Below are 23,507 nucleotides of genomic sequence, written 5' to 3' on the forward strand. Positions count from 1 at the left end.
CGGTACGGGTCAGCCCTCGCGCACGGCCGGCGGGGTCCGCCGGCCCAGCAGCAGCCCGGCCAGGGCGGCCGCGGCCAGCACGATGACGGCGGCACCGTACTCCCGCGCGGTGTCCAGCAGCCCGCCGCCGTCCACGACCAGGACGCCGCCGATGACCGCGGGCACACCCAGACCCAGGTACGACACCACGTAGACCAGGGACAGCAGCCCGGCCCGCTCGTGGGGCTCGGCGAGCGGCACGACCATGCGCAACGCGCCCTGGAAGCCGCCGCCGAAGCCGAAGCCCGCCAGCGCGCTGCCGATGAAGAACCCGGTGGCCGGGCCCGCGCCGCCCGCCCCGGAACCGAGGGACAGCACGGTCACGGCGACGCCCGCGACCAGGGAGCCGATGCCGAGCAGCATCACCGTGCGGGTCGGTGTCCCGCGCAGCACCAGCACCGACAGCCCGGCGGCCCCGGCGAGGACGAACAGCGGCAGGCCGCCCCAGACGACGGAGGTGGAGTGCACCAGGCCGCGGGTGAGGGCCGGGCCGAGCGATCCGTAGAAGCCGGCCAGCGCCCATACCGCGAACAGGACGGGGGCGGCGGTCGCCAGCGGCCCCCGGGCGGCCCGCGGCAGCTTGATCTCGGGCCTCATGGCGGCCAGCGCGCCGGGCTTGCGGCTCACCGTCTCGCGCACGAACAGCACGCCGAGCGCCTGGAGCGCGACGACGCCGAGCAGCAGGTAGTAGACGAGGCGGGTGGGCGCGGGCAGGTACTGCACGACCAGCCCGGACGCCAGGGCGCCGACTGCCGTGCCCATGGTGGGGGCGAAGGAGTTCAGGAAGCCGCCCCTGCGGCGGTCGACGTCGAGCATGCCCGCGCCTATTGCGCCGAGCGCGGCCCCCGTGGCCACCCCCTGCATGATCCGGCCGGTCAGCAGCGCGGGCACGTTGCCCGCGGTGGCGAAGACGACCATGGCGGCGGCCTGCACGGCCAGGCTCGCCAGCAGGACGGGCTTGCGGCCGGTGTGGTCGGAGACCCTGCCGAAGACCAGCAGCGAGCCCAGGACGGCGAGCGCGTAGACGCCGAACACCACGGTGGTGGTGATCGGCGAGAAGCCCCAGTGCCGCTGGTAGACGGCGTAGAGCGGGGTCGGCGCACTGGAGGCGGCCAGCAGCGAGATGACGATCGAGGCGAGCAGGGCCAGGGAGGCGGTGGAGCCGAGTACGGGCCCTCGTCGCCGGCCCGGGGCGGCGGAGGACCCGGGGTCGGCCGTCGACGGGTGAGGCGCGGCGTTCGGGGACGTCGGGGAGGCCGCCGCTACGGGGGCGGTGCCGGCCGAAGCGGGGTCGGCGGACAAGAGGCGCATGGATGACTCCCCTGGGTTAGACAGGTCTGTCTAGTACGGGTCCCGACTTTAGACAGATCTGTCTAGTGTCGTCAAGCCAAGCGCTCATGACCCCGCTCACACCGGCCGACGCGGCTGTCCGGCGCCGGGGCGAACCGTTTATCCGCCCCCCGGCCGGTGAGGCGCCCGGAAGACAGGCCCGGGGAGAGCGAGGGCGCGGCACGGGAGGCGACCATGGCATCGGGCAGGGCAGCCAGGGCGGAGGGCGGTTCGAACGGGGCGCCGGGCGGGACAGTGGGCAGGGCGGGCGGAGCGTCGTCGCGGGATTCGGCGCAGGGTTTGGCGCGGGATCCGGCGCGAGGTTCGGCGCGAGCGCTGGCCGAGTACCGGCGCAGGCGCGACTTCGGCAGGACCCGCGAGCCCAGGGGAGGCGAGACCCGGGCGGGCGGCGAACCGGTCTTCGTCGTGCAGATCCACGACGCGAGCACCCTGCACTACGACTTCCGGCTGGAGGTCGACGGCACCCTCAAGTCATGGGCCGTCCCCAAGGGCCCGTCCGCCGATCCGCACGACAAGCGGCTGGCGATGCCGACCGAGGACCACCCCATGGAGTACCGGGACTTCGAGGGGGTCATCGCGGAGGGCGAGTACGGCGCCGGGACCGTGATCGTCTGGGACGAGGGCGGCTACCGCAACATCAGCAGGGACCGCCGCGGCAACGAGATCCCCTTCGCCGAGGCCCTGGCCAGGGGCCACGCCTCCTTCCGCCTCGACGGCTCGAAGCTGCGCGGCGACTACGCGCTGACCCGCTTCCGCGGCGGCGGTACGGACGGCGGCAGCGGCAGCGGCAGCGGCAGCGGTGACGGCTCACGCGAGGCGTGGCTGCTCGTCAAGCGGGAGGGCGGCGGGCGCGGCGGCGCGAAGGGCCGGGCCGGCGGACGGGCCGGCGCGAAGGGCGCCAAGGGCAACGGCGCCCGTACGGGCAGCGGCGGCGCTCCCGGTGACCCCTTCCGCGCCCGCTCGGCGCTCAGCGGCCGTACGCTCGGCCAGGTCTCCGCGGAGGCGGAATCCGGAACGGGGTCCGGAACGGAATCCGAAGAGGGGCCCGGGAGCGGGTCGGGGACGCCGGCGTGAGCGGCGGCGCGAGCGCGAGCAGCAGCGGGAGCGGGCCGCTGGACCGGCTGCCCGAGGCCGACCGGGCCAGGCTGCGGCCCGCGCCCGCCGACCGCGTCGGCCACGCCGTACCGCCCATGCTGGCCACCCTCAGCGACCGCCGCTCCTTCGACGACCGGTGGCTGTTCGAACGCAAACTGGACGGGATGCGCGCCCTGGCCGTGCGCGAGGGCGGCACGCTGCACCTGATGTCGCGCAAGGGGAACGGTGTCGAGGTCACCTACCCCGAGATCGTCGCGGCGCTCGGCGCCCAGGAGTGCCGGGACTTCACGGTCGACGGCGAGATCGTCGCCTTCCGGGACGGGCGTACCGACTTCTCGCGGCTCCAGCAGCGCATGGGCCTGACCAGGCCGCGCCAGGTGGCCGCGAGCAAGGTCGCCGTCTACTACTACGTCTTCGACATCCTCGCGCTGAACGGCCGGGACACCACCCGGCTGCGCCAGCGCACCCGCAAGTCGCTGCTGCGCTCCGCGCTGACCTTCACCGGTCCACTGCGGTTCACCCCGCACCGCAACGAGGCCCTGCTGGAGGAGGCGTGCGCCCGCGGCTGGGAGGGGCTGATCGCCAAGCGCGCGGACGCGCCCTATTCCGCGCGGCGCTCGGCCGACTGGCTCAAGCTCAAGTGCGCGGCCGGGCAGGAGTTCGTGATCGGCGGCTTCACCGAGCCGGCCGGCTCCCGTGTGGGCTTCGGCGCGCTGCTCATCGGCTATTACGACGCCGAGCGCCGCCTGCGGTACGCCGGAAAGGTCGGTACCGGATACGACCGGCGCACGCTCCGCTCCCTGCGCGCCCGCCTGGACGAACTCGCGGTCGGCCGCTCGCCGTTCAGCGGCCCCGTACGCGAACCCCGCCCGCACTGGGCCCGGCCCGAACTCGTCGCCCAGGTCGCCTTCACCGAGTGGACCCGCGACGGGATGCTGCGCCACCCCCGCTTCCTGGGTCTGCGGACGGACAAGTCCCCTTCGGAGGTCGTCCGGGAGACGGCCTGAGGCAAGGGCGCGGTCACCGTCCTCGGGCAGTCGGACGGTCCTCAGCCGTCTGCGGTGCCTGGTGGAACGACCCATTCGGCGGCTTGGCCGGTGAGGGAGGCGATCATGTCGAAGTCGCCGTCGTAGTGCAGGACGGTCCGCCGGTTCAGTTCCGCCGTGGCGGCGATCAGCGGTCGGGGAGGGACAGGGCCCGGTGGAAGCGGCGTTCGGGCGCCTCCTCGCGCGGGCCCGGGCGCGGGTCGGGCCGCCGGCCCGCGCCTGTCGGGTCGGCTACGGGCTCACACCCTCGGGTTCGCCGGCGGCGGCAAGGCCGCAGGCATCCGCCCCGGGCTCCCCGGCCTCCGCGGGTACGGCGGGCTCCGCGGCCCGCTCGGGTACGGCGGCGGCGAGTCTGGCGCCGCGGCTCTCGGCGATCCGGTTCACGTCACGCAGCGCCTCCGTCAGCCGGGCGGCAAGGAAACGGTACTGCTCGGGTGTGACCGTGCCCGTGCCCGTACCCGCGTGCGGGCCGCCGTGGCCGTCGCCGAGCATGTCGTCGGCGTGGCCCAGCAACTCGACGGCCATGTCGAGCAGTTCCCGCTCCACCCGGTCGGCGATGCGGGAGACCAGTCCCCCGTCCCCGCCGAGCAGGTAGCACTGCCTCCCGTCGTCCCGCGTCCACGGCAGCAGCCGTACCGCCCCCTCGACCTTCGCTTTCACGCCGCCCGACCTCCTTGCCGTACCGATACTTCGTGAGCGACCGAACGCATTCCTGTCTGTCACGATCCTCCTACACAGTGCGACGACTTCCGTCGGGCTCGCCAGGGCCAACGGGGTGACCAGCCCTTTCACGCCCGGGAGTTGACACGTTGACGGCGTGTCCGGGAAACCCGTCGCGGATCACGGCGCAGGGCCCTGGGACCCGGCCGGCCGTCGAACAACTGTCGAAGCGCCTCGATAATGCGCAGTTCCCGTACGGCAGTTCGCATCGCAGCAGGTCACCGCCGGGCGCGGCACGGGCGTTTCGCGCGCGGAAATCCGCCCTCGTCCCTTGCGTGTCACGCGGCGCGGTTCTACGCTCCGCTGTTGAAGCGCTTCGAAACCGCAAGACCGGCCCGGGCCTTTCTCCACCCCTCCCCCACAGAGGAGAACCCTCATGGCACGAGTGCTCACACGCCTGTGGCCCGCCCCGGTGGTGGCCGCGGGCATCGCGCTGGTGATGGCGGCCGGCCCCGCGCAGGCGGCCACGTGGTCGTCGACCGCGCAGTACGGCAGCTGGTCGAACGGCGGGTACGAACTCAACAACGACGTCTGGGGCGGCGGCGCCGGCCCGCAGACGATCTGGGCCAACACGTACAGCAACTGGGGCGTCTGGTCGAACCAGCCGAACACCGGCGGCATCAAGTCCTACCCGCACGCGGCCCGCAGCGTGGGCAAGCCGATCAACTCGCTGTCCAGTGTCGGCAGTTCGTTCAACGTGTCGGTGCCCGGCAGCGGGGCGTACGAGACGGCGTACGACATCTGGGACAGCGGCTACCACAACGAGATCATGCTCTGGATGAACAAGACGGGCGCCGTCGGCCCGCTGGGCACCTCGCAGGGCACGGTGACGGTCGGCGGCCACACGTGGACCGCGTACAAGGGCAGCAACGGGTCCAACGCCGTCTTCTCCCTGGTCCGCAACGGCAATACCAGCGCCGGCAGTGTCGACATCCTGGCCGTGCTGAAGTGGATGGAGAACACCAAGCACTGGTTCGGCGACGTCACCTTGGACAACGTCCAGTTCGGCTACGAGATCACCTCGTCCTCCGGCGGGCTGAACTTCATCACGAACAGCTTCAACGTGACCTTCGGTTGATCACCCCCTGAACCCGTCCGGGGCCCGCACCCGCCTCCGCGGGCCCCGGACGCGGACGCCGGCCGCGGGCGCGAGCCGCGAGCGCGAGCCGCGGACGTGGGCCCGGGCCGTTCGTGCGGGCGGGTGAACTTCGCGGGGCGGGGCGCGTGGCGCGCGATGGCTCACCGGTACGGGCGCGCTGGTAATGCGATATTCCGATCATGGATGTAACGGATGCCAGTTTCGCGCATGTCGTGACGGGGCCGCACCCGCGGACGGCCGGCGGAGCCCCCGCCGAGGGCGCCGCCGTGCCGGCCCAGTGGCCGCTCCGGCCGTACCCGACGGTCGCCGTGGTGGGACTGGGATACGTGGGGCTGCCCAGCGCGCTGGCGCTGCACGCCGCCGGGCACCGCGTCATCGGCGTGGACACCGACCCGCGGCGGCTGCACGACGTACGGGCCGGGCGGGTGGACCTACCGCCCGAGCAGCGCGAACGACTGGCGGGCGCGCTGGCCGGCCGCGGGGTGCGGCTGACCGGTGACCCGGGGGCGTCGGCCGCCGCCGACGCGGTGGTGATCTGCGTGCCGACCCCGGTGGACCCCCACCGCGTGCCGGACCTGCGGGCGCTGAGGTCCGCCTGTTCCGCGGCCGTCGAGCACGCCGTGCCCGGGCAGTTGCTGCTGCTCACCTCGACCAGTTACGTCGGCACCACCCGCGACCTGCTGATCGAGCCGCTGGCGCGGCGCGGGCTGCGGGCCGGCGCCGACGTCCTCGTGGCCTTCGCGCCCGAGCGGATCGATCCCGGCGACCCGGCCCACGCCCCCGAGCGCACCCCGCGGGTGGTCGGCGGGGAGGGCCCGCGCAGCACCGAGGCGGCGGTGGCGCTGCTGGCCGCGACGGCCCCCTCGATCCACCGGGCGGCCTCCCCCGAGGCGGCCGAGATGAGCAAGCTGTGGGAGAACACCTTCCGGGCCGTCAACATCGCCCTGGCCAACGAACTCGCGGACACCTGCCTGGAGTTCGGCCTCGATCCGGGCCACGTCCTGGAGGCGGCGGGCACCAAGCCGTTCGGCTTCCTGCCGTTCCGTCCCGGACCCGGCGTCGGCGGGCACTGCATCCCCTGCGACCCGCACTACCTGCTGTGGCACCTGCGGGCCCGCGGTGCCGCGGCCCCCGTCGTGGAGAGCGCCATGACGGCGATCGCGGGGCGCCCGGCCGTCGCCGTGCGCCGGATCCGGGAGGCCCTGGCCGCGCGCGGCACCGCGCCGGCCGGCGCCCGCGTCCTGCTGCTCGGCGTGGCGTACAAACCCGGCGTCGCCGACGTGCGGGAGAGCCCGGCGCTGGAGATCCTCGACCGGCTCGCCGCCCTGGGCGCCGATGTCTCGTACAGCGACCCGCTCGTCCCCGCCCTCGAGGACGCCGGCGGGCCGGCCCACCGCTGCGTCCCCGACCCCCGGACCGGCACGTGGGACCTGGTGGTGCTGCACACCCGCCAGCCCGGGATGGACCTGGGCTGGCTGGACCTGGCACCGGCGGTGCTGGACCTGACGTACGGCCGGCGGCCCCCCGTGTCCGCCGACGGCCCGGCGTGAGGGGTCCCGGCATGAGGGAACCCGGCGTGAAGGATTCCGGCGTGAAGGATTCCGGCAGGAGGCAAGGCGCCGCCGGCGTCGCTCCCGCCCCCGGGCCCGGCGGCACCGGCCGGGTGCCGGCCCAGGACGCGCCGCGCGGGACCGCGGGCGCCGCGGACCGGACGCGGGCCCTGCCGGCGGCGCGGGCGCTGGGCAGGCGGCTGGAGCGCCTGGACCCGGCGGTCCGGCGCGGTGTCGTACGGCTCCTGGTCGTGGCCTGCCTGACCCCGCTGGTCCTGCTGCTCGCCCGGCAGGCCGTACGGCTGGCGCGCGAGTGCGACCCGGCGGTCTGCTACGGCGTCACGGTCCTGGCCGGCAGCATCGCCATGCTGTACGTCGCGTACACCCGCTACGACGACCCGGCCGAGCGCGAACTGCGCCGGCGCCCGCCGTCCCCGGCCTCCTTCCCGCCGCTGCCGCGGCGGCCCCGGGTCAGCCTCCTGCTGGCCGTCAAGGACGAGGTGGACCGGATCGAGTCCTGCGTGCGCTCGATGGCGGCGAGCGACTGCCCGGACACCCGGATCGTCGTGGTCGACGACGGCTCGACGGACGGCACCTCGGACGTCCTGCGCGCGCTGGGCCGCGAACTGGACATCACCGTGCTGCACCTGCCGGAGAACGCGGGCAAGAAGCACGCGCTGGTCCGCGCCTGCGCGCTGGCCGACGGGGACGTCCTGGTCTTCACCGACTCCGACTGCGTCCTGGCCCCCGACGCGGTGCGCCGCTGCGTCACGGCGCTGGTCCGCCACCCCGAACTCGGCGCGGTCAGCGGCCACTGCCGGGCACTGAACGCGGACGCGGGCCCGCTCGCCAGGATCCAGGACGTCTGGTACGAGGGGCAGTTCCGGATCGCCAAGGCCGCCGAGGCCGCCTTCGGCTCGGTGACCTGCGTGTCGGGGCCGCTGGCCGCCTTCCGCCGCGACGCCGTCTACAACTACCTGCCCGCCTGGGCCGACGACCGCTTCCTCGGGGCCCCGTTCCGTTTCGCCACCGATCGGCAGCTCACGGGGTACGTCCTCGGCCAGCGCTGGCGCGGCAGGGCGCTGAAGGACCGCTACCGCGACTCGCCGTTCGTCTCGGCCCGCGACTACCCGGAGCGGCAGTGGCGGGTCGGCTACGTCCGCTCGGCGCGGGTGTGGACCGACGTCCCGGCCCGGCCCGGGGCGTTCCTGCGGCAGCAGGTGCGCTGGAAGAAGAGCTTCATCCGCAACCTCTTCTTCACCGGCTCCTTCATGTGGCGCCGGGGCCCGGGTCCCGCCGCCCTCTACTACGGACACGCGCTGTGGGTGGCCGCCGCGCCCGTCATGGCCGTACGGCACCTGCTGTGGGCGCCGCTGCGCGGCCTGGGCTTCCTGACGCTGCTGTACCTGTGCGGGGTGCTGCTGAAGGGCTGTGTGTGGGGCCTGGCGTACAAGGCCGACCACCCGGGCGACACCGACTGGCGCTACCGGCCCCTGATGAGCCTGCTGTCCTCGACGGTGCTGGCGTGGCTGCTGCCGTACTCCCTGCTCACCGTCCGGCGGGGCGTCTGGTCGAGGGGGCGGGCGTGAGGCCGCCGTGGCCGGGCCCGCGCGCCACCGTGTCGGCCGCGGTCCGCGCGGCCGGCCGCGCGGCGGCGGCCCTCCTCACCGCCTGCGCCGTGTTCGCCCTCTACGCGCTCGTCGCCACCCGGGGACGGCCGCTGTGAGGCCGGCCGGCACACGGGCGGGGCGGGCGGGGCGGGCGTGGGCGCGGGCGGGGCGGGCGCTCGGGGAGCGCGTACTCGCGCGCCGGGCGCGAGCGGGTCGCGGGCTCGCGCGCGTGGTGCTGGCGCTGCTGGCCGCCGCGCTCTTCTGCGCGCCCTTCGCGGCGGCGTGGCAGTACCAGCGGTACCGGCAGGCGGTCGAACGGCAGACGGCGGCGCCCGTGGCGCGGCTGTCCGGTCCCGCCGGGGCGGCGGTGCGCCGGGCGGCGGACGGGACGGGTCCCGTGGTGCTCGCCTACCACGACGTCAGGCCGGGCGGCGGCGGCCCGTACACCGTCCCGCCGCGCCGGTTCGCCGCCCAGCTCACGGCGTTGCGGGCGGCCGGCTACCGCACGGTGGACAGCGCCGCGTTCACCCGCTTCCTGCGGGGCGGCCGACTCCCGGCCCGCTCGGTGTACCTGACGTTCGACGACGGGGCGCAGGGCCTGTGGCGCTACGCCGACCCGATCCTCGCCGCGCACGGGATGCACGGGGCCGCGTACCTGATCACCGGTCATGTGGGGCGGCGCCACTCGTACTACCTGTCGTGGGACGAGGTGCGCGCGATGGCGCGGTCGGGGCGGTGGGACTTCCAGAGCCACACCTGGCGGGCGCACCGCCACGCGGCGGTCGACGCGGCCGGGCGGCTCGGGCCCGCGCTGGCCGACCGGCTGTGGCTGCCGGCCGCGCACCGGGTGGAGACCCCGGCCGAGTACTGCCGGCGGGTGAGCGCGGACCTCGACCGGTCGGTGGCCGACATCACCGGGCACGGACTGCCGCGGCCGACGCTGTTCGCGTACCCCTTCTCGGAGGCGGCCGACCGCTCCGGGCTCCCGGCCGCCGGGCCCGTGCTGGGGCGGCTGCTGCGCGCCCGGTTCGCGGCGGCGCTCACCAACGTCGGCTCGCGGCCGCTGCCCGCGGGGGCGCGGGCAGCCGCCGCGGGTGAGGTGCAGCGCCTGGAGGTGACCGCCCGGACGACCGTCGCGCAGTTGCTGGCCCGGTTGGCCGACCGGGCCGAGGTCCCGCCCGGCGCGCACCCGTACCCGCTGCGGGAGCCCGCGCGCTGGCGGTTCGCCGGCGACCCGCCCGGCACCGGGCTGGGCGCCTTCACCGGGCGCGGCCCCTGGCCGGGCCGCCGCCGCTATCTGACCGCGGCCTACCTGCCGTTCGGCTCGGCCGACTGGTCCGCGTACACCGCCGAGGCCACCGTGTCCCGGCTGTACGGCACCCGGGCGGTGGCGTCCGTGACCGTACGCGACGGCAGCCGCCGACCGGTGCGGGTCTCGGTGACCCGCGGCTGGGCGCGCGTCATGGCCGGCGGCCGACGTCGCACGGTCGCGCTGCGCCACCTGTCCCCGGCGTCGTACCACCGCCTCCGCCTGACGGTCGCGGGCCGCACGACCACCGTCACGGTGGACTCCCTCGCCCCCGTCACGGTCACCGCCCCGGCCGCCACCGCCGCGGGCGACCTCAGCGGCGGCCTGGCCCTCGGGGTGGGCGACGGCGGTACGGGCCACCGGCCGGCGGTGACGGCGCTCACGGTCACCGCGGCCCCCGCCGGGCCGCGCCCTCCCGTAGCCGGCGGACCGGTGCGCACCCCGGTCCCGCCCACGGTCGCGCTCCCCGTACTCCCCGCCGCCCGCGGCAGAGCCGGGGGATCCGTCTGATGGGAGCGTGGCCCCGGACCGCCACCCTGCGGCGCCGCACCCTGCTCGCCGCGGGGCTCACCACGACCGCGGCCGGGGCCGCCTCGGCCACCGCGCCGGCCCTGATCGGCGGCACGGGAGGCGGTACGGGAGGCGGTACGGGAGGCGGTGCGGGCGGGGACCCCGGACCCGGCCCGGACCCCGGCGGCCTGGCGGCCGGGTGCCGCGCGGACGCCGGGCGGTCCCCGGCCGGCCCGGCACCGGACGCGGGCGGGGCCGGCGCCGCCCGGGGGTTCCGGGCGGCCTTCCCCCGGCAGGGGCTGGTCACCAACGAGTACGCCTTCCGGCACCCGGACGCCGCGGACGCCCGCCTCGACCGCGACTGGGAGGTCACCAGCGGATCGCTGTTCGCGCGGTGGACGTTCGGCTGGACCGGTGTGCCCGACGGGGACCCGCCCGGGCCGGGGTCCGCGCGCGCCACCGGCTCCGCGGTGTTCCGGCTGGTGACCCGGCGGCGGGACTTCGGGGACACCGCCGTACACGCCCTGGTGCTGCTCGAACCGCCGGCCGCCACCGGCCGCACACCCGCCCGGCCCTGGGACGGCGGCCACCTGTGGCTGCGCTACCACGGCCCGCAGGAGCTGTACGCCGTCAGCTTCCGCCGCCGCGACGGCCTCCTGACGGTCAAGCGCAAACTCCCGGTGCCCGGCGCGCCGCCCGGCACGGAGGGCTTCTACACCACGCTCGCCACCGCCTCCCACGCCCTGGAGTACGGCCGCTGGCACCACCTGTCCGCCACGGTGTCCACCACCGCCGCCGGCTCCGTCCGCGTCCGCCTGGCCCTGGCCGGCCGCCGCGTACTGGAGGCGGAGGACCGCGCCCCGGGCCCGCTCACGGCCCCGGGCGGGGTGGGCATCCGCGCCGACAACACGGAACTGGTCTTCTCCGGCTTCACCGCCGTGCCGTGCGGCCACGCGGACGCGGGACCGTGACGGGCGTCGTGACGTGGGCCGTGACTGGGCCGTTACCGGTCCGTTACCGGGCCGTCGGCGGAACTCGCGCACCATCGCGATTGTGCCGGCGATGTACGCGTCGAAACCCGTCGAACCCCTCGGCCTGCCTGCACGCCGACCGGTAGAACTCGACCCCACGGTGCCCCTCACCCGCATCCTCCTGCCCCGTATGTGGCAACTGCGCGGCAACCTCACGGCCTACGACGCCGCGTACGTCGCGGCGGCGGAGACGTACGACTGCCCGCTGCTGACCACCGACGGGCGCCTGGCACGGGCGTCCGGGATCCGATGCGCCGTCGAGGTACTCGTCTGAGGTCCTTGTCGGATGCGGCCCGCCGCGGCCCGGACGGGACGCGGCCCGCACGTCAGCGGGACAGGGTGCGCATCAGGTGGGTGAGCGTCTGAGCCAGGTACGGGCGCAGGGCGGAGGTGGTGACCGTCGGCGGGCGGGTGGGTACGCCGTGGCTGTCGGCGGGGGGAGTGCCGTCGTTCCCCCAGGAGTTGGTGACGTTCACGGTGAGGGTGAGGACCGCTCCGCCGTGCAGGACGCTCAGGCTCTGCCGGGTCCGGTCGGCGGACAGGTAGGCGAGGTCCCCGATGCCGGGGTACGGCGTGACCACCGCGCTGTCCGACGAGGTGACCGCCAGGCCGCCCGTGCCGGGGTCGACGTTCACGAAGCCGGGATGCGCGGCCGGGCGGCCGTACGTGTCCGCGAACTCGGCCCGCGGATCGGTCTTCTTGTGCAGGTCGATGGTCAAGGTCACGTCGTAGTCGGTGATCCAGCCGTCGTCCGTGAGGGAGGGCGAGACCATGTCGCACGTGACGTGGTCGAGGGCCGGGCCCTTGCGGATCTCGGGGACGCCGCCGAGGAACGAGTTGGGCAGGTGCTCGGTGAGCGGCTCGAAGTTCGCGCTCGCGCACGGGGTGTCGCCCAGGTGGTAGCCGTGCAGGTCGGGGGCGGCGGCACGGCCGTAGTTCGTGCCGCGCAGCGCCAGCACCCAGGCGGCCGAGGCCAGGACCGCGCCCGCCGCCACTCCGGCGCCGAGCCGCCGCCAGTCGGCCGCTTCCCGGCCGGCCCGCCCCCACCGGGTACGCCACCGGCCCGGGCCCGGGTCGTGGCCGCCGATGACGTCGGCCGCGCCCGGCCCGAGGCCGTCCCCCGCGCCTGTCAGCCCGACCGGGCCGATCCTGACGACCTGTTCAGGCTGTTCCGGCTGTTCCGGCTGTCCCTGCTCGGGCGCCGGTTCCTCGCCCGGCGCCTCCGGCTCACTGATCACCCGCGCCCCCTCGACTCCCCTGCCTCACAACTCTAGGTCGGCGGCGGGGAGATGCCCACGGCCCCGGGCCCGTGCGAAGTCCGACGCCCCTTGCAGAACGGGAAAGCGCGGCCGGGGTCAGCGCCATATCCTCAGCCTCCGCGCCGGGGGCCGTCTGTCCTCGCGGCGGCGCGAGGCCGGCTCAGCGCCGCCGCCGCCCGGCGGACCTGGCCGGCCATCGGCCCCGTACCACTCCTGCCGGGCAGCACCGCCCCCGGGCCACGCTGCGGCCCGGGCAGGGTCCGCCACGACCCGGGGCCGGCCGGAACCGCTCCACCGCCCGGCAGACAGCCGCGGGTCGGAGGACATGCCGTACCGGGCGGCGAGCCGGGGGGAAACGGGGCCCCGGCGGGACGCCTCGGGGGTGCGGCCCGTCCCGCCCGTCGCCCCGCCGCCCGTTGCGCACGCGGGCCCCTGTCCCCAGCGGGTGTTGAGTACCCGTACTCATGTGGGCGGCCCGGCGGCGGGCCGACACTCGGCCCCATGGACGTCCGACTGCCGTACTGCCCCGACTGCGGCGCACCCCTCGTGGCCCCACCGGGCACGCCCGGCGAGGCCCGGGGACCGGCCGGGTCCGCCCCGCCCGGGTCCGCGCGGCCCGGGTCCGCGCGGCCCGGGTCCGCGCGGCCCGGGTCCGCGCCCTCCGAGTGCCCGCGCTGCCGGCTGCCGCTCACGGGTCCGGACGCCGCCGAGTTCCTGGCCCTCGTGGCCGAACTGGCCGAACTCGACGCCCGCCGAGGTGTCCTGATCGACCGCCGGACCACCCTGCTGTACGCGCTGCGGTCGCGCCGGTCCTCCGCCTCCGCCGCGGCCCCCGCTTCCGGCGGCTCCCCGCACGGGTACGGGGCGCCCGCCGGCCGGCCCGCGACGTGGGGCGCCGCGGGACCCCGGCCCGGCGGCGCGGCGCCCGGCGCCCGGCCGTTCGTTCCCCGCCCCGACGCCTCCGCCCCCTCCGTCCAGACCGTCCTCCTCGTCCTCGGCGGCCTCCTCATCACCGTCGCCGGTCTGGTCTTCACCCTGGTCAACTGGGGCCGTCTCGGCATCGGTGGCCGCGCCGCCGTCCTGGCCGTCCTCACCGCTCTCGCGCTGGCCGTCCCCGTGCCGCTGCGCCGCCGCGGGCTGACGGCGACCGCGGAGACGGCCGCCGCCGTCGGCTTCGCCCTGGTGCTGCTCGACTCGTACGCGGCCCGGGCCGCGGGCCTGGCGGGGCTGCAGCGGGCCGACGCGGCGGCGTACTGGGCCGCGGCCACCGCGCTCACCGGCCTGGCGGCCGGGGCCTACGCCTGGCGGACGCGGTCCGCGGCTCTCGCGTTCGGCTCGCTGGCGCTCCTTCAGTTCACCGTGCCGCTGACGACGGCGGCCCTCGGCGCGGCTCCCGCCGGACGCGCCTCGGCCGCGATCGCCCTGGCCGCACTCGACGTCGCCGCCGCCCTGGCCGCCGCCCCCTTCGCCCGCCGCGCCGGACGCGGCCCCGCGCTCGGCTTCACCGCCCTGTCGCTCGCCGCGCTCTGGTCCTGGACGGGCGGCGCCCTGGCGTGCCGCCTCGCCTTCACCGCCGACGGCTGCGCGCCCGCCCTGCGCGCCTGCGTCCCCCTCGCCGCGCTCGCCCTCCTGGGCGCGGCCACCGCCTCCCGCGGCCGTGCCTTCCCCGCGCCCGCCCGCCTCACCGCCGCCGTCGCCGCCGGGCTCGCGCTGACCGCCACGGCGGCCGCCGCCCCGCACCCGGCCCTGCCCGCCGCCTGGACGCCGCTCGCCCTGGCCGTACCCGCCGCCCTGCTCACCGCCCTCACCCCGGCCGCCGCCTCCCGCCGCTCCGACGCCTCCCCCGGCGGGGCGGATCCGCTGCGCACCGGCCTGGCCGCCTCCGGCGCCCTGGTCGTCGCGGGGGCGTTCCTGGCCGTCGTCCCGGCGGCGGCGCGGGCGCTGGGCGAGCCGTTCCTGAGGTCGCTGCCGGGCGCCGAGCATGCCGGTTTTCCCGGCGGCCGGCAGGTCACGGGGGTCGTGCCGTGCGTGCTGCTGCTCGCCGCCGCCGTCGCGGCCTTCGCCGCCGTACGCCTGCGCCTGACGGCCGCCGCATGCGGCGCCGCGGTGGTTGCCGTCGCCGGGGTGGCGCTCGCGCCGCTCGCCGCCGGGGCGCCGTACTCCGCCGTCCTCGCGGTCGCCTCGCTACCCGGGCTCGCGGCGGCCGCGGCCCTTCGGCGCCCGGCGCGGGACGCCGTACGGGCCGCGCAGTGGTCGGTGCTGCTCGCCGCCGCTGCCGTCGCCCTCACCTGGTCGCTGCCCGAGGACGCGGCCGCGCTGACCGTGTGGGCGGGCGCCGCGGTGGTCGCGGCCGCGCTGGCCGGGACCGCGCCGCTCGCCGCCGCCTTCGCGGTGGCCGCGCTGGCAGTGGAGGCAGGGCGGGCCGCCGTGGCGGCCGGACTGCCGCTCCACCAGGCGGCGTTCGCGGTTCTCGGCGTGGCCGTCGCGAGCGTGCCGGCCGCCGCCCTGCTCAAGGGGACGTCCGCCGAGGGCGCCGCCACCGCGCGCGGCCTGGCCGTCGAGACCGCCGGATACGCGGTCGGCGCGGTCGCCTTGCTGATGGCCGCCGGTGACGCCCGCGCGCTGAGCACCGCCATGGCCGTCGCGGGCGCCGCCGCGCTCGGCGCGTCACTGCGCGCGGACCGCCGCCGTGCCGCGCTCCCCACCGCTACGGCGCTGCTGGCCGCCGCGTCCTGGATACGGCTGGCGCTGGCCGGTGTCGAGGCGCCCGAACCGTACACGGTCCCGATCGGGGCCGTCGCCCTGGTCCTCGGGCTGCTGCGCCGCCGCCGCGACCCGGCGGCCGGTTCCTGGACGGCGTACGGCCCCGGGCTCGCGCTGAGCCTGCTGCCCGCGCTCGCCGCGGCCTGGGCCGACACGGGATGGCCGCGGCCCCTGCTGCTCGGGCTCGCCGCCCTCGCGGTCACCTTGGTGGGTGCCCGCCGCCGCCTGCGGGCCCCGCTCCTGCTCGGCGGCGCCGTCCTCCTCGGGGACGCCCTCCACGAACTCGCCCCCGCCCTCACCCGGACGCTCGCCCTGCTCCCCCGCTGGGTGCTGCCGGCAGCCGCCGGCCTGCTCCTGGTCGTCGTGGGCGCCACCTACGAACGGCGCCTCGCGGACGGCCGGCGGCTGCGGGAGGCGCTGCGCCGGATGGACTGAGGGCTCCGACGACCCCGCCGCGTCAGCCGTGCCGTGTCCGGCCGGTCGCCCGGTCCAGCAAGGCCGCCGCCAGGCGGCCGGCGGCCAGGCGGGTGTCGCGGGCGAGCAGCGGCATGCGGATCACGCCGCCGGCGGCCAGGTGCCGGTCGTAGGGCACGGGCAGCACGGTCACCCCGGTCTGCGCGAGGTAGCGGGCGGCGCCCGCCGTGTCGATCGCGGCGTACGGGGCGGCGCAGTTGAGCACCACGACCGTGCCCGGCAGCATGTGCGGGACGCCGGCCATCCAGTCCAGCACGGTACGGGTGCCGGCCACGCCCTCCACGGTCGCGGGCGTCACCAGCACCCGCGCCTGGGCGGTGTCCAGCGCGGTGCGGGCGAGTTCGCCCGGCAGGGTCTCGCAGTCCACCACGGTGACGTTGAAGTGGCGCCGCAGCGCCCCGGTCACCTTCCGGTACGCCGGGATGTCCAGCCGCGCGCCCACCTGCCCCTGACTGCCCGGCAGCAGCCAGCCGCCCGCCTTCGTCTGCAGCAGGTAGCCGGTGATGTCGATGAACTGCATCGCCGGGTTCACCACGTGCGCCAGGTCCGCGCAGGTCCACCGCACGGTGTCGGCCCCGAGCCGTACCGGCAGCGTGCCCAGCGCCGCGTCGGCCTCCACCGACAGCACGGGGTCCGGCCGGTAGTGCGTGTACGTCAGCCCCAGCAGCGCGGCCACGGACGTCTTTCCCGCGCCGCCCCGGATGCTGGTCACGGCGATCTGCCGGCCCGTGGCAACGGGCTGCTGGATCGCTTCCGCGACCCCGGTCAGCTCCGCCACCTCGCGGGCCGCCGAGGACACCACCAGCCGCCGCACGGCCTGACCCGCCCGCCGCGCCACCGAGTCCCCGCGCCGCGACCCGCGCCCGATCGCCGCGACGGCCGAGTCCACGGCCGGCACGGAACTCGGCGGCGCGGGCAGCGGCCGCCGCGGGCCGTGCTGCGCCTTCGCGGGCGGCGGTGCGACGGGGGGCGTCACCACGGGGGGCGTCACGGTGGGCCGGGACGCGGCGGCCCCCGCGGGGGGCCGCGCGTGACCGGGAAGGGGCTGCGCGGCCGGGGGCTGGACGGCCGGGGGGTGGGCGGGCCGGGACTGCGCGGGCCAGGGCGGACCCGGCTGGGGCGGTCCGGGCTGAGGCGGGGTGTACGGGGGCGCCGCAGGCGGAAGGGGCCGTTGGAGCGGTGGCTGCGGAACGGAACGGACCCGCGGACGCCCTTGCGGCGCGGATACGGGTACGGATACGGGTACGGGCCGCGGCGGCTCGGAGGGCGCGCCCGGCCGGACGGGAGGGGCGGGAGGCGGTTCGGGAGGGGCCACGGCCGGTGTGCCGGAGTCCGTGGGCCCGGTGGTCGTCCCCGTACCGTCGGACGCGTCGGCGGGCGCGCCGCCGAACGCCCCCGCGATGGCGTCGGGCAGCACGAGCGTGTCCCCTTCCCCACCGGCGGCCCCCTCGACCCCGCCGTCCGGCCCACCGGCGGAACCCGCACCGCCATCAGAACCGGCCGGCTCCTCCACGGCATCCGCTCCGGTGGCCGCGTCCCTCGCAGGCACGCCCGCGTCCGTACCCTCGCCGACGGCCTCGAACGGCGTTCCCGCCTCCGTACCTTCGCCGACGGCCTCGGACGGCCCCTCCTCCGCCGGACCGTCACCCGGCACCGCGTCGGCCGGTTCCGCGGGCACGACAGGCACCGCGTCAGCCGGTTCCGCGTCCCCGGCCGCGCCCGGACCTGACGCCTCCTCGGCGCCGACCTCCACCGTCGGGACAGCCGCCGCGGACCGGCCCGCGCCCTCGGCCGAGCCCTCGTCCGCAGGCCCAGCCGGATCCGCATCCGCATCCGCGGGCTCGTCCGCAGCCGCGTCCGCGTCCGCAAGGGCGACCGGCACCTCGTCGGCCGGCTCCTGGCTCGCGGGCGCTTCGGCGGCCGCGTCGGCGTCCGCGAGTGGGGCCTCGTCGTGGGCCGAGGTGATCACTTGACGGAACACGTCGCCCTGCGCACCGCTGTGCTCCATCGTCGTCTCACCTTTCCGCTGGATGGGTCTAGAGGGCGTGGGCAAGTCGGGACCAGAGCCCGAAGACCCCTACGGCCAAGGGAAAGAGTGCCAGGACACCGACGGCCTCCAGTAGGTCCACGGACCGGCGAAGGCGGGCCCGGAGGTGGGCGGGAGGGCGTACGGCGAGGGCGGCGACCGGGAGCAGGGCCGCGACGGCGAGGACGGCCAGGGGCGCGTACGGCCGGCCGTCGATCGCGTGGGCCCAGGTCAGGACGAGGCGGACCAGGAGGACGGCCGCGGCGGCGCAGAGGGCCACGACCTCGGTCACCAGCGGGTAGGCGCGGGCGCGGGAGAGGAGGACCGCGGCGAGGACGACGGTGAGCAGGGCGCCGGACAACGAGGGGTGCGCGGCGGCGAGCAGTCCCCCGCCGGTGGCCGACGCGGCGGCGACGACGGTGGCGAGGACGAGGCCGTGGTGGGTGGCGGCGAGCGCGGTACGGACCTGGTGGCGGCCGACCCGCGCGCCCGCGGCCCGCTGGTCGTCGAGGCCGGTGAGCCCGGCGGCGGCGAGCGCGAGGCGCGGCAGGAGGCCGAGCGCGAGGACGGAGACGACCGCGGCCACGGCGCCGGCCTTGGCCCGCTGCGCGTCCGTGTGGCCGCCGCCCTCCAGCGCGAGCACCGCCTCCCAGACCGCGCCCAGGGCCACCACGGCCGCGGCGCCGATCACCCCGTCCCGCCCGGCACCGGGAACCGCCGGCCCGAGCGGGAGCAGCGTGAGCGCGACCGCGCCGGCCACCGCGGCCAGCCGCTCCGTACCCGTCCAGTTCCAGGCGTCGGCGCCGGCCCACGCGGCGAGGACGGCGAGGGCCCCGCCGGTCGCGGACAGGGGGATGGCGAGCGGGCGGTGGTCCGTACGGGAGGCGAGCGCGCCGAGCGCGGCCAGGACGAGCGCGGCCGCGAGCAGGGAGCCGGCCGCCTGGGTGTGCGTCAGGTCATGCGCCGTCAGCAGCCCGGCGGTGACGGCCAGGCCGAACGTCGCCGCGCCCGCCGTCCACCGGCGGGCGGTGTCCGACCACCGCCAGGCCCGCACGCCCCGGGCGACCGGATCGGCCGGGGCGGGCCCTTTGGCCGTACCCGTGGTCGTGCCCGGATTCGTACCCGTGCCGGGGTCCGATTCCGCGCCCGTACGCCGCTGTTCACCCGCCAGGGTCACCCGGTTCATCCCCCGCCACCCGACGCTCACCACTCGGCCGAACCTATCATCGTGGACCTGACAGCCACGCCTGCCTACCCGGACCGCCGGGCGCGGGCCGGGCGGACCGGGCAGGCGGGCGGACCGGCGGACCGGCGGACCGTCAGAGGCCGTAGTCCCGCTTCACCGTGTACGCGCACTCCGTGTACTCGTAGTCGTACTGCAGAGTGGAGGTGTGGCTGGCGGGGGTGGTGGAGGAGATGCCCACCGGCTTGTTGAGGAAGTACGTGGTGCCGGCCGGAAGGTGGAGGGTCTTCTTGCCGTAGTCCTTGCCGCTGCTCTTGCAGGCGTGCGGCCCCGCGTCCGCCTCGGAGTCGTAGACCTTGCAGTCGGAGCAGCCCCTGATGGTGATGCTGCCGGTCACCGGGCCGGTGAAGAGGACCTGCACCGCGTCCGGGCTGTCGTTGGTGAACGTCACCGGGATGCTGCCGCCCGAGTCGAGCGTGGGCAGGTGCTTGCCGGCGGCCGGGTCGTGCAGGGCGATCTGCGCGGCGATCGCGATCTTCTTGGCGAGCGCCACGTGGCTGTCGTGCGGGTACCTGGTGACGAACGCGTTGATGGTGGTCTGCGCGTCGCCGAAGTGGCCGCCCTTGTACTGGTGCACCGCGCAGGCGTACGTCCCCGACTCCATGTAACCGCCGGCGCGCTTGATGTCCTTGGCGAAGGCGTCCGCCATACCCGCCTGGCGGCCGGGCAGGCCCGTCAGGCTCCCGTCCAGCTCGCGGATGGTGTCGGTGGCCGTGCAGGGGTCGCTGCCGTTCAGCGCCTGGGCGGCCTGGTCGATCGCCGCCCGGTAGGCGGGTTCGACCTTCGCGGCCTGCGGGGAGGTGGGGAACGTGGTCAGGAGCTGGGTGAAGTCCGTCTCCGCGGTGGGTGAGGACGGGCTCTCGTCGAGGGACTGCGCGCCGCACTCGTACAGCGAGGTCGCCAGCCGGTCGTCGGGCCATCCGGTCAGCTGCCCCAGGGCCTTCTTGTCGAAGTGCGCGGGTACGGTGCGCAGGTACTGCAGCGGCTCGACCGCGTCGCAGTACTTCTTCTGGTCGTACGCCGCGCCGACCGCCGTGTAGTACGTGGCCAGGCTCGCGGGCACGCGCTTGGCGGCCCGCGAACCGGCGTGGTGGTCGTACAGGTCGCGGTAGGCGGCCAGCGCCTTGGCGTAGTCGGGCTTGGCCGCGTCGAACGGGCGGGTCCTGGAGACCTGCACGAGGTGGTCGGCGGTGTGGAGGCGGTCGAGCAGCATCTTTTGCGTCGCCTCGTCCTGCGCGCCCTTGTAGAGGACGGCACCGCCGACGGGCACGGCCAGCAGCACCAGCCCGAGGACGGCGGCGACGGGCGACTTCGCCGGCCACGACAGCGGCCGGCGCAGGCCGCTCAGGGCGCCGTGGACGGCCGCCGCCACGAGGAGGACGGCGTAAGCGGCGACCACCTTGCCGGACACGCCGTCGGGGTCGGCGGGCAGCGCGGCCACCAGCAGGGCGGCCGTCGCTGCCAGGCACACCGCCAGCCCGGCCCAGCGGCGCAGCAGCGCGTACCCGAGCCCGAGCCCGCTGAGGTTGAGCAGTGCGACGGCCACGGCCCGCACCGCGTCCGCGGGCCCGGCGGCGACCGGCTGCCCGTCGGCCGTCAGCGGCGTGGAGCCGAGGTACTCGACGGGTCCGTACGGCGAGGGCGGCACGGCGGCGGACGCGGGCGGGGCGGGCGGGGCAGGTGGCGGGGGCGGGAAGGACGTCCCCGCGGGGGCGTAGGGCTCGGCGGCCCGGGCGGGCGGCGCGGGCGGCGGTACGAGGGGGGCGGGCGGCGCGAAGGCCCCACCGCCCGCGGGCGGTTCGGGCCGCTGGGGCGGTTCCGCGGGCTCGGCCAGCAGGAAGTCCGCGGCGGCGGTGGGGCGCGCCGCACCGGAGGGACCGGAGTCGGACGAGCCGGGGTCGGACGGTCGGGCGTCGGACGAGCCGGAGGCGGACGGTCGGCCCTCGGACGAGCCGGAGGCGGACGGTCGGGCCTCGGACGAGCCGGAAACGGAGGGACGGGAGGCAGACGAGCCGGAATCGGACAGTCGGGCGTCGGACGAACCGGAGGCGGACGGTCGACCCTCGGACGAGCCGGAAACGGAGGGACGGGAGGCAGACGAGCCGGAATCGGACAGTCGGGCCTCGGACGAGCCGGAATCGGACGGTCCGGCCTCGGACAGTGCCGGCTCGGACGGTCCGGCCTCGGACAGTGCCGCCTCGGGCGAGCCCGCCGGGGACGGCACGGCGTCGCTCGGCGCCGGGCTGCCGGCCGTGGCACCGGAGGGCCGCACGCCGTCCGACGCCCCGTCAGACGCCCCCGCGCCCGCCGCCTTCAAGCGCATCGTGGCACCCGGCCTGGCGTCGGACGGCTCCCCGGCGTCCGGCGCCGCGTCACGCGGCTCGGGGCCGGTCGGGGCCTGTCCGTCGGGAGCCTGAGCGTCAGGGGCCTGGTCGGGGCGGCGCTCTCCCGGGTCGCGGGGCGTGTCCGCCTCGTCCGTGCCGTCCTGCTCGTTCGTGGTCATGGCTGCTTCCCCCCAGAAGTCTTTGCGGGCGTGAATCCGCCCGCGCGGAGCCTATGGGGAGGCCCGCGCGCGGCGCCAATCGGAATCGGCCACCTTCGGTTTCACGTTCCCGGCGGCGTTCCCGGCGGCGGGGTCCGCCGGATGGCGGGCCATGGCGGGCGGCGGGCCGCCGCCGTTGAGAACGTGGGCGTACGCGCAGGCGCACCGCGCGCCGGGTGGCTGGAGGTTCGCCGACCGTGTCCGACCGCATGTCCGTCGCCCCGCCGCCCGCGCGGGCGCGCACCCGTGCCGCGGCCTCCAGGACGGGCGGCGGCGCGCTGCCGTGGCTCGCGGGGGTGTGCGCGGCCTTCGTCCTCGTCCAACTCGCCCTGGTGGTGCCGGGAAGCGGCCTGGCCTGGGACGAGACGGTATATACCAGCCAGGTCAGCGGCCGGGTCCCGGCCGCGTTCTTCAGTGCGCCGCGCGCCAGGGGCATCACCTTCCTCGCCGCGCCCGTCGCCCAGGTGACGACCTCCGTACTCGCGCTACGGGTGTGGATGGCGCTGCTGTCCGGGCTGGGCCTGCTCGCCGCGCTGTGGGTGTGGCGGGCTCTCGTGCCGCCGCGGGTCCTGGCCACGGCCGGGGGGCTGTTCGCCGCGCTGTGGATCACCTTGTTCTACGGCCCGCAGGTGATGCCCAACCTGTGGAGCGCGTACGGCGCCCTGGCTGCCGTCGGCTGCTTCCTGCGCGCGGCGCGGGACCGTGGCGGCAGCCGCGACCGTGGCGGCAGCGGCCACCGTGACCGATGGGCCCTGGCCGGTGTCGTGGCCGGGGTGGCGGTGACCGGCCTGATGCGGCCGCCCGACGCGGTCTGGCTGGTGGTGCCGCTCGCCGGCGCCGCGCTGTGGGTACGGCGGTGGCGGCGGCCCGCGCTGTTCGCGGTCCTGGCGGCGGGGCTGCTGCTGGGATGCGCCGAGTGGGTGGTAGAGGCGTACGCCGACTACGGCGGGCTCGCCGAGCGGCTGCGGCTGGCCGGGCGGATCCAGGGCGGCATCGGCCGGCACTTCGCCGTGGACGACCAGGTCCGGGCGCTGGACGGGCGCGCCCTGTGCCGCCCTTGCGACGTGCCGTGGCGGCACAAGGCGACGGCCGGCTGGTGGTTCGCCCTGCCGTTCCTGGCCGTGGGCGGCGTTGTGGCGGCGCGGCGCACCCGCGGCCCGGCGGTGGCCGTCCTGCCGCCGCTGACCGCCGCCTTCCTCGCGTTCCCGTACCTGTTCACCATCGACTACGCCGCCCCGCGCTTCCTGCTGCCCGCCTACGCCCTGCTGGCGCTGCCGGTCGCCGAGTGCCTGTGGCGGCTGACCGGAGCGGCCGTGCCGGGAGGCGTACGCGGCGGCGTACGCGGAGCCGGGGGCGGGGGCGGACGGCCGAGGCCGGTGGCGGTGGGGCTCGTCGCCGCCGCCCTCGTGGGGCATCTGGCGGTCCAGTACGCGGTCCTGGCGGGCGCGGTCCACAACAACCGCGTCATGCGCCGGTCCTTCGACGCGGTGGCCGCCGCCCTCCACAGGGCCGGGGTGCGGCCGCCGTGCGTACTGTCGGGGTCGGCCGCCGTACCCCTCGCCTTCTACGCCGGGTGCGCCTCCCGCGAGACCGGCGGCCCCGACGCGAGCACCACGCCGGCCGCCCTGGTGGCGCGGGCCCGCGGCGAACCGGTCGCCGTCGTCGTCGCCCCGGGCGGGACGCCGCCGGGCTACGTACGCGCCTGGGCCTCCGTACCGCTGCCGGGAGCCCCGGCCCTCACCGGTTACCGCGCCTATGTCGCGCCGCCCGCCCGCCGGGACGGTGCGAGCGGCACGAGGGCGCGCCCCTCTTCAGGGGCGCGCCCTCGCGGTTGAGGCGGC

General features: G+C 76.9%; 17 protein-coding genes and 1 pseudogene. 11 read left to right on the forward strand and 7 right to left on the reverse strand.

Going from position 1 to position 23,507, the window contains the following annotated elements; genetic code table 11:
* Window positions 1–9: 9 nt before the first annotated feature.
* Complete coding sequence (locus K7G61_RS05800) at window positions 10–1,350, reverse strand: MFS transporter (RefSeq protein ID WP_225845527.1); 1,341 nt, start codon at window positions 1,348–1,350, stop codon at window positions 10–12.
* 318 nt (window positions 1,351–1,668) lie between these two features.
* On the opposite strand from K7G61_RS05800, the gene K7G61_RS05805 reads away from it, so the two are divergent.
* On the forward strand, window positions 1,669–2,463 hold the full coding sequence (locus K7G61_RS05805; protein ID WP_225845528.1) for a DNA polymerase ligase N-terminal domain-containing protein: 795 nt from the start codon (window positions 1,669–1,671) through the stop codon (window positions 2,461–2,463).
* Complete coding sequence (gene ligD / locus K7G61_RS05810) at window positions 2,460–3,491, forward strand: non-homologous end-joining DNA ligase (RefSeq protein WP_225845529.1); 1,032 nt, start codon at window positions 2,460–2,462, stop codon at window positions 3,489–3,491. The genes K7G61_RS05805 and ligD overlap by 4 nt, the downstream gene beginning before the upstream one ends.
* 41 nt (window positions 3,492–3,532) lie before the next feature.
* Here ligD and K7G61_RS05815 read toward each other — a convergent pair.
* Both K7G61_RS05815 and K7G61_RS05820 read right to left on the reverse strand, forming a co-directional pair.
* A pseudogene (locus K7G61_RS05815) lies at window positions 3,533–3,690 on the reverse strand (VapC toxin family PIN domain ribonuclease); the annotation flags it as partial.
* A 71-nt stretch (window positions 3,691–3,761) separates the two neighbouring features.
* Complete coding sequence (locus K7G61_RS05820) at window positions 3,762–4,190, reverse strand: hypothetical protein (RefSeq protein ID WP_225845531.1); 429 nt, start codon at window positions 4,188–4,190, stop codon at window positions 3,762–3,764.
* A 436-nt stretch (window positions 4,191–4,626) separates the two neighbouring features.
* On the opposite strand from K7G61_RS05820, the gene K7G61_RS05825 reads away from it, so the two are divergent.
* The 7 genes from K7G61_RS05825 to K7G61_RS05855 all read left to right on the forward strand — a co-directional run bounded on the left by K7G61_RS05825 (window position 4,627) and on the right by K7G61_RS05855 (window position 11,633).
* Complete coding sequence (locus K7G61_RS05825; protein ID WP_225845533.1) at window positions 4,627–5,328, forward strand: hypothetical protein; 702 nt, start codon at window positions 4,627–4,629, stop codon at window positions 5,326–5,328.
* Between the two features lie 200 nt (window positions 5,329–5,528).
* Window positions 5,529–6,899, forward strand: coding sequence for a nucleotide sugar dehydrogenase (locus tag K7G61_RS05830; protein ID WP_225845535.1), 1,371 nt, complete (start codon window positions 5,529–5,531; stop codon window positions 6,897–6,899).
* Between the two features lie 41 nt (window positions 6,900–6,940).
* Complete coding sequence (locus K7G61_RS05835; protein ID WP_374204066.1) at window positions 6,941–8,488, forward strand: glycosyltransferase; 1,548 nt, start codon at window positions 6,941–6,943, stop codon at window positions 8,486–8,488.
* Window positions 8,485–8,625: a hypothetical protein gene (locus tag K7G61_RS05840; protein ID WP_225845536.1), complete on the forward strand. Its 141-nt coding sequence runs from the start codon at window positions 8,485–8,487 to the stop codon at window positions 8,623–8,625. The genes K7G61_RS05835 and K7G61_RS05840 overlap by 4 nt, the downstream gene beginning before the upstream one ends.
* A 113-nt stretch (window positions 8,626–8,738) precedes the next feature.
* Window positions 8,739–10,328 carry a polysaccharide deacetylase family protein gene (locus tag K7G61_RS05845; protein WP_225845538.1) on the forward strand — a complete coding sequence of 530 codons (1,590 nt, stop codon included), beginning with the start codon at window positions 8,739–8,741 and terminating at the stop codon, window positions 10,326–10,328.
* On the forward strand, window positions 10,328–11,299 hold the full coding sequence (locus tag K7G61_RS05850) for a hypothetical protein (protein WP_225845539.1): 972 nt from the start codon (window positions 10,328–10,330) through the stop codon (window positions 11,297–11,299). The genes K7G61_RS05845 and K7G61_RS05850 overlap by 1 nt, the downstream gene beginning before the upstream one ends.
* A gap of 91 nt (window positions 11,300–11,390) precedes the next feature.
* A complete protein-coding gene (locus tag K7G61_RS05855) occupies window positions 11,391–11,633 on the forward strand; it encodes a PIN domain-containing protein (protein ID WP_225845540.1) in 243 nt (80 codons plus the stop codon).
* Between the two features lie 52 nt (window positions 11,634–11,685).
* On the opposite strand, the gene K7G61_RS05860 is transcribed toward K7G61_RS05855, so the two are convergent.
* The gene (locus tag K7G61_RS05860; RefSeq protein ID WP_225845541.1) at window positions 11,686–12,597 is read right to left on the reverse strand and encodes a hypothetical protein; all 912 of its coding nucleotides are present in this window, start codon (window positions 12,595–12,597) and stop codon (window positions 11,686–11,688) included.
* Between the two features lie 522 nt (window positions 12,598–13,119).
* On the opposite strand from K7G61_RS05860, the gene K7G61_RS05865 reads away from it, so the two are divergent.
* Window positions 13,120–15,816 (forward strand): SCO7613 C-terminal domain-containing membrane protein, encoded by a 2,697-nt coding sequence (locus K7G61_RS05865; RefSeq protein WP_225845543.1) that lies wholly within the window; start codon window positions 13,120–13,122, stop codon window positions 15,814–15,816.
* 22 nt (window positions 15,817–15,838) lie between these two features.
* Here K7G61_RS05865 and K7G61_RS05870 read toward each other — a convergent pair whose 3' ends face one another.
* The 3 genes from K7G61_RS05870 to K7G61_RS05880 all read right to left on the reverse strand — a co-directional run bounded on the left by K7G61_RS05870 (window position 15,839) and on the right by K7G61_RS05880 (window position 21,627).
* On the reverse strand, window positions 15,839–17,863 hold the full coding sequence (locus K7G61_RS05870) for a hypothetical protein (protein WP_225845544.1): 2,025 nt from the start codon (window positions 17,861–17,863) through the stop codon (window positions 15,839–15,841).
* Window positions 17,864–17,891: 28 nt separating this feature from the next.
* Entirely contained in the window at window positions 17,892–19,067 is a 1,176-nt protein-coding gene (locus tag K7G61_RS05875) for a type VII secretion integral membrane protein EccD (protein ID WP_225845545.1), read from the reverse strand.
* Window positions 19,068–19,200: 133 nt separating this feature from the next.
* The gene (locus K7G61_RS05880; protein WP_225845546.1) at window positions 19,201–21,627 is read right to left on the reverse strand and encodes a hypothetical protein; all 2,427 of its coding nucleotides are present in this window, start codon (window positions 21,625–21,627) and stop codon (window positions 19,201–19,203) included.
* A 248-nt stretch (window positions 21,628–21,875) separates the two neighbouring features.
* Here K7G61_RS05880 and K7G61_RS05885 point away from each other — a divergent pair, with 248 nt between their 5' ends.
* On the forward strand, window positions 21,876–23,501 hold the full coding sequence (locus K7G61_RS05885) for a hypothetical protein (protein ID WP_225845587.1): 1,626 nt from the start codon (window positions 21,876–21,878) through the stop codon (window positions 23,499–23,501).
* The last annotated feature ends 6 nt before the right edge of the window (window positions 23,502–23,507 follow it).

The sequence above is a fragment of the Streptomyces sp. HPF1205 genome (assembly GCF_020400825.1).
In the GTDB taxonomy this organism is placed as follows: Bacteria; Actinomycetota; Actinomycetes; order Streptomycetales; family Streptomycetaceae; genus Actinacidiphila.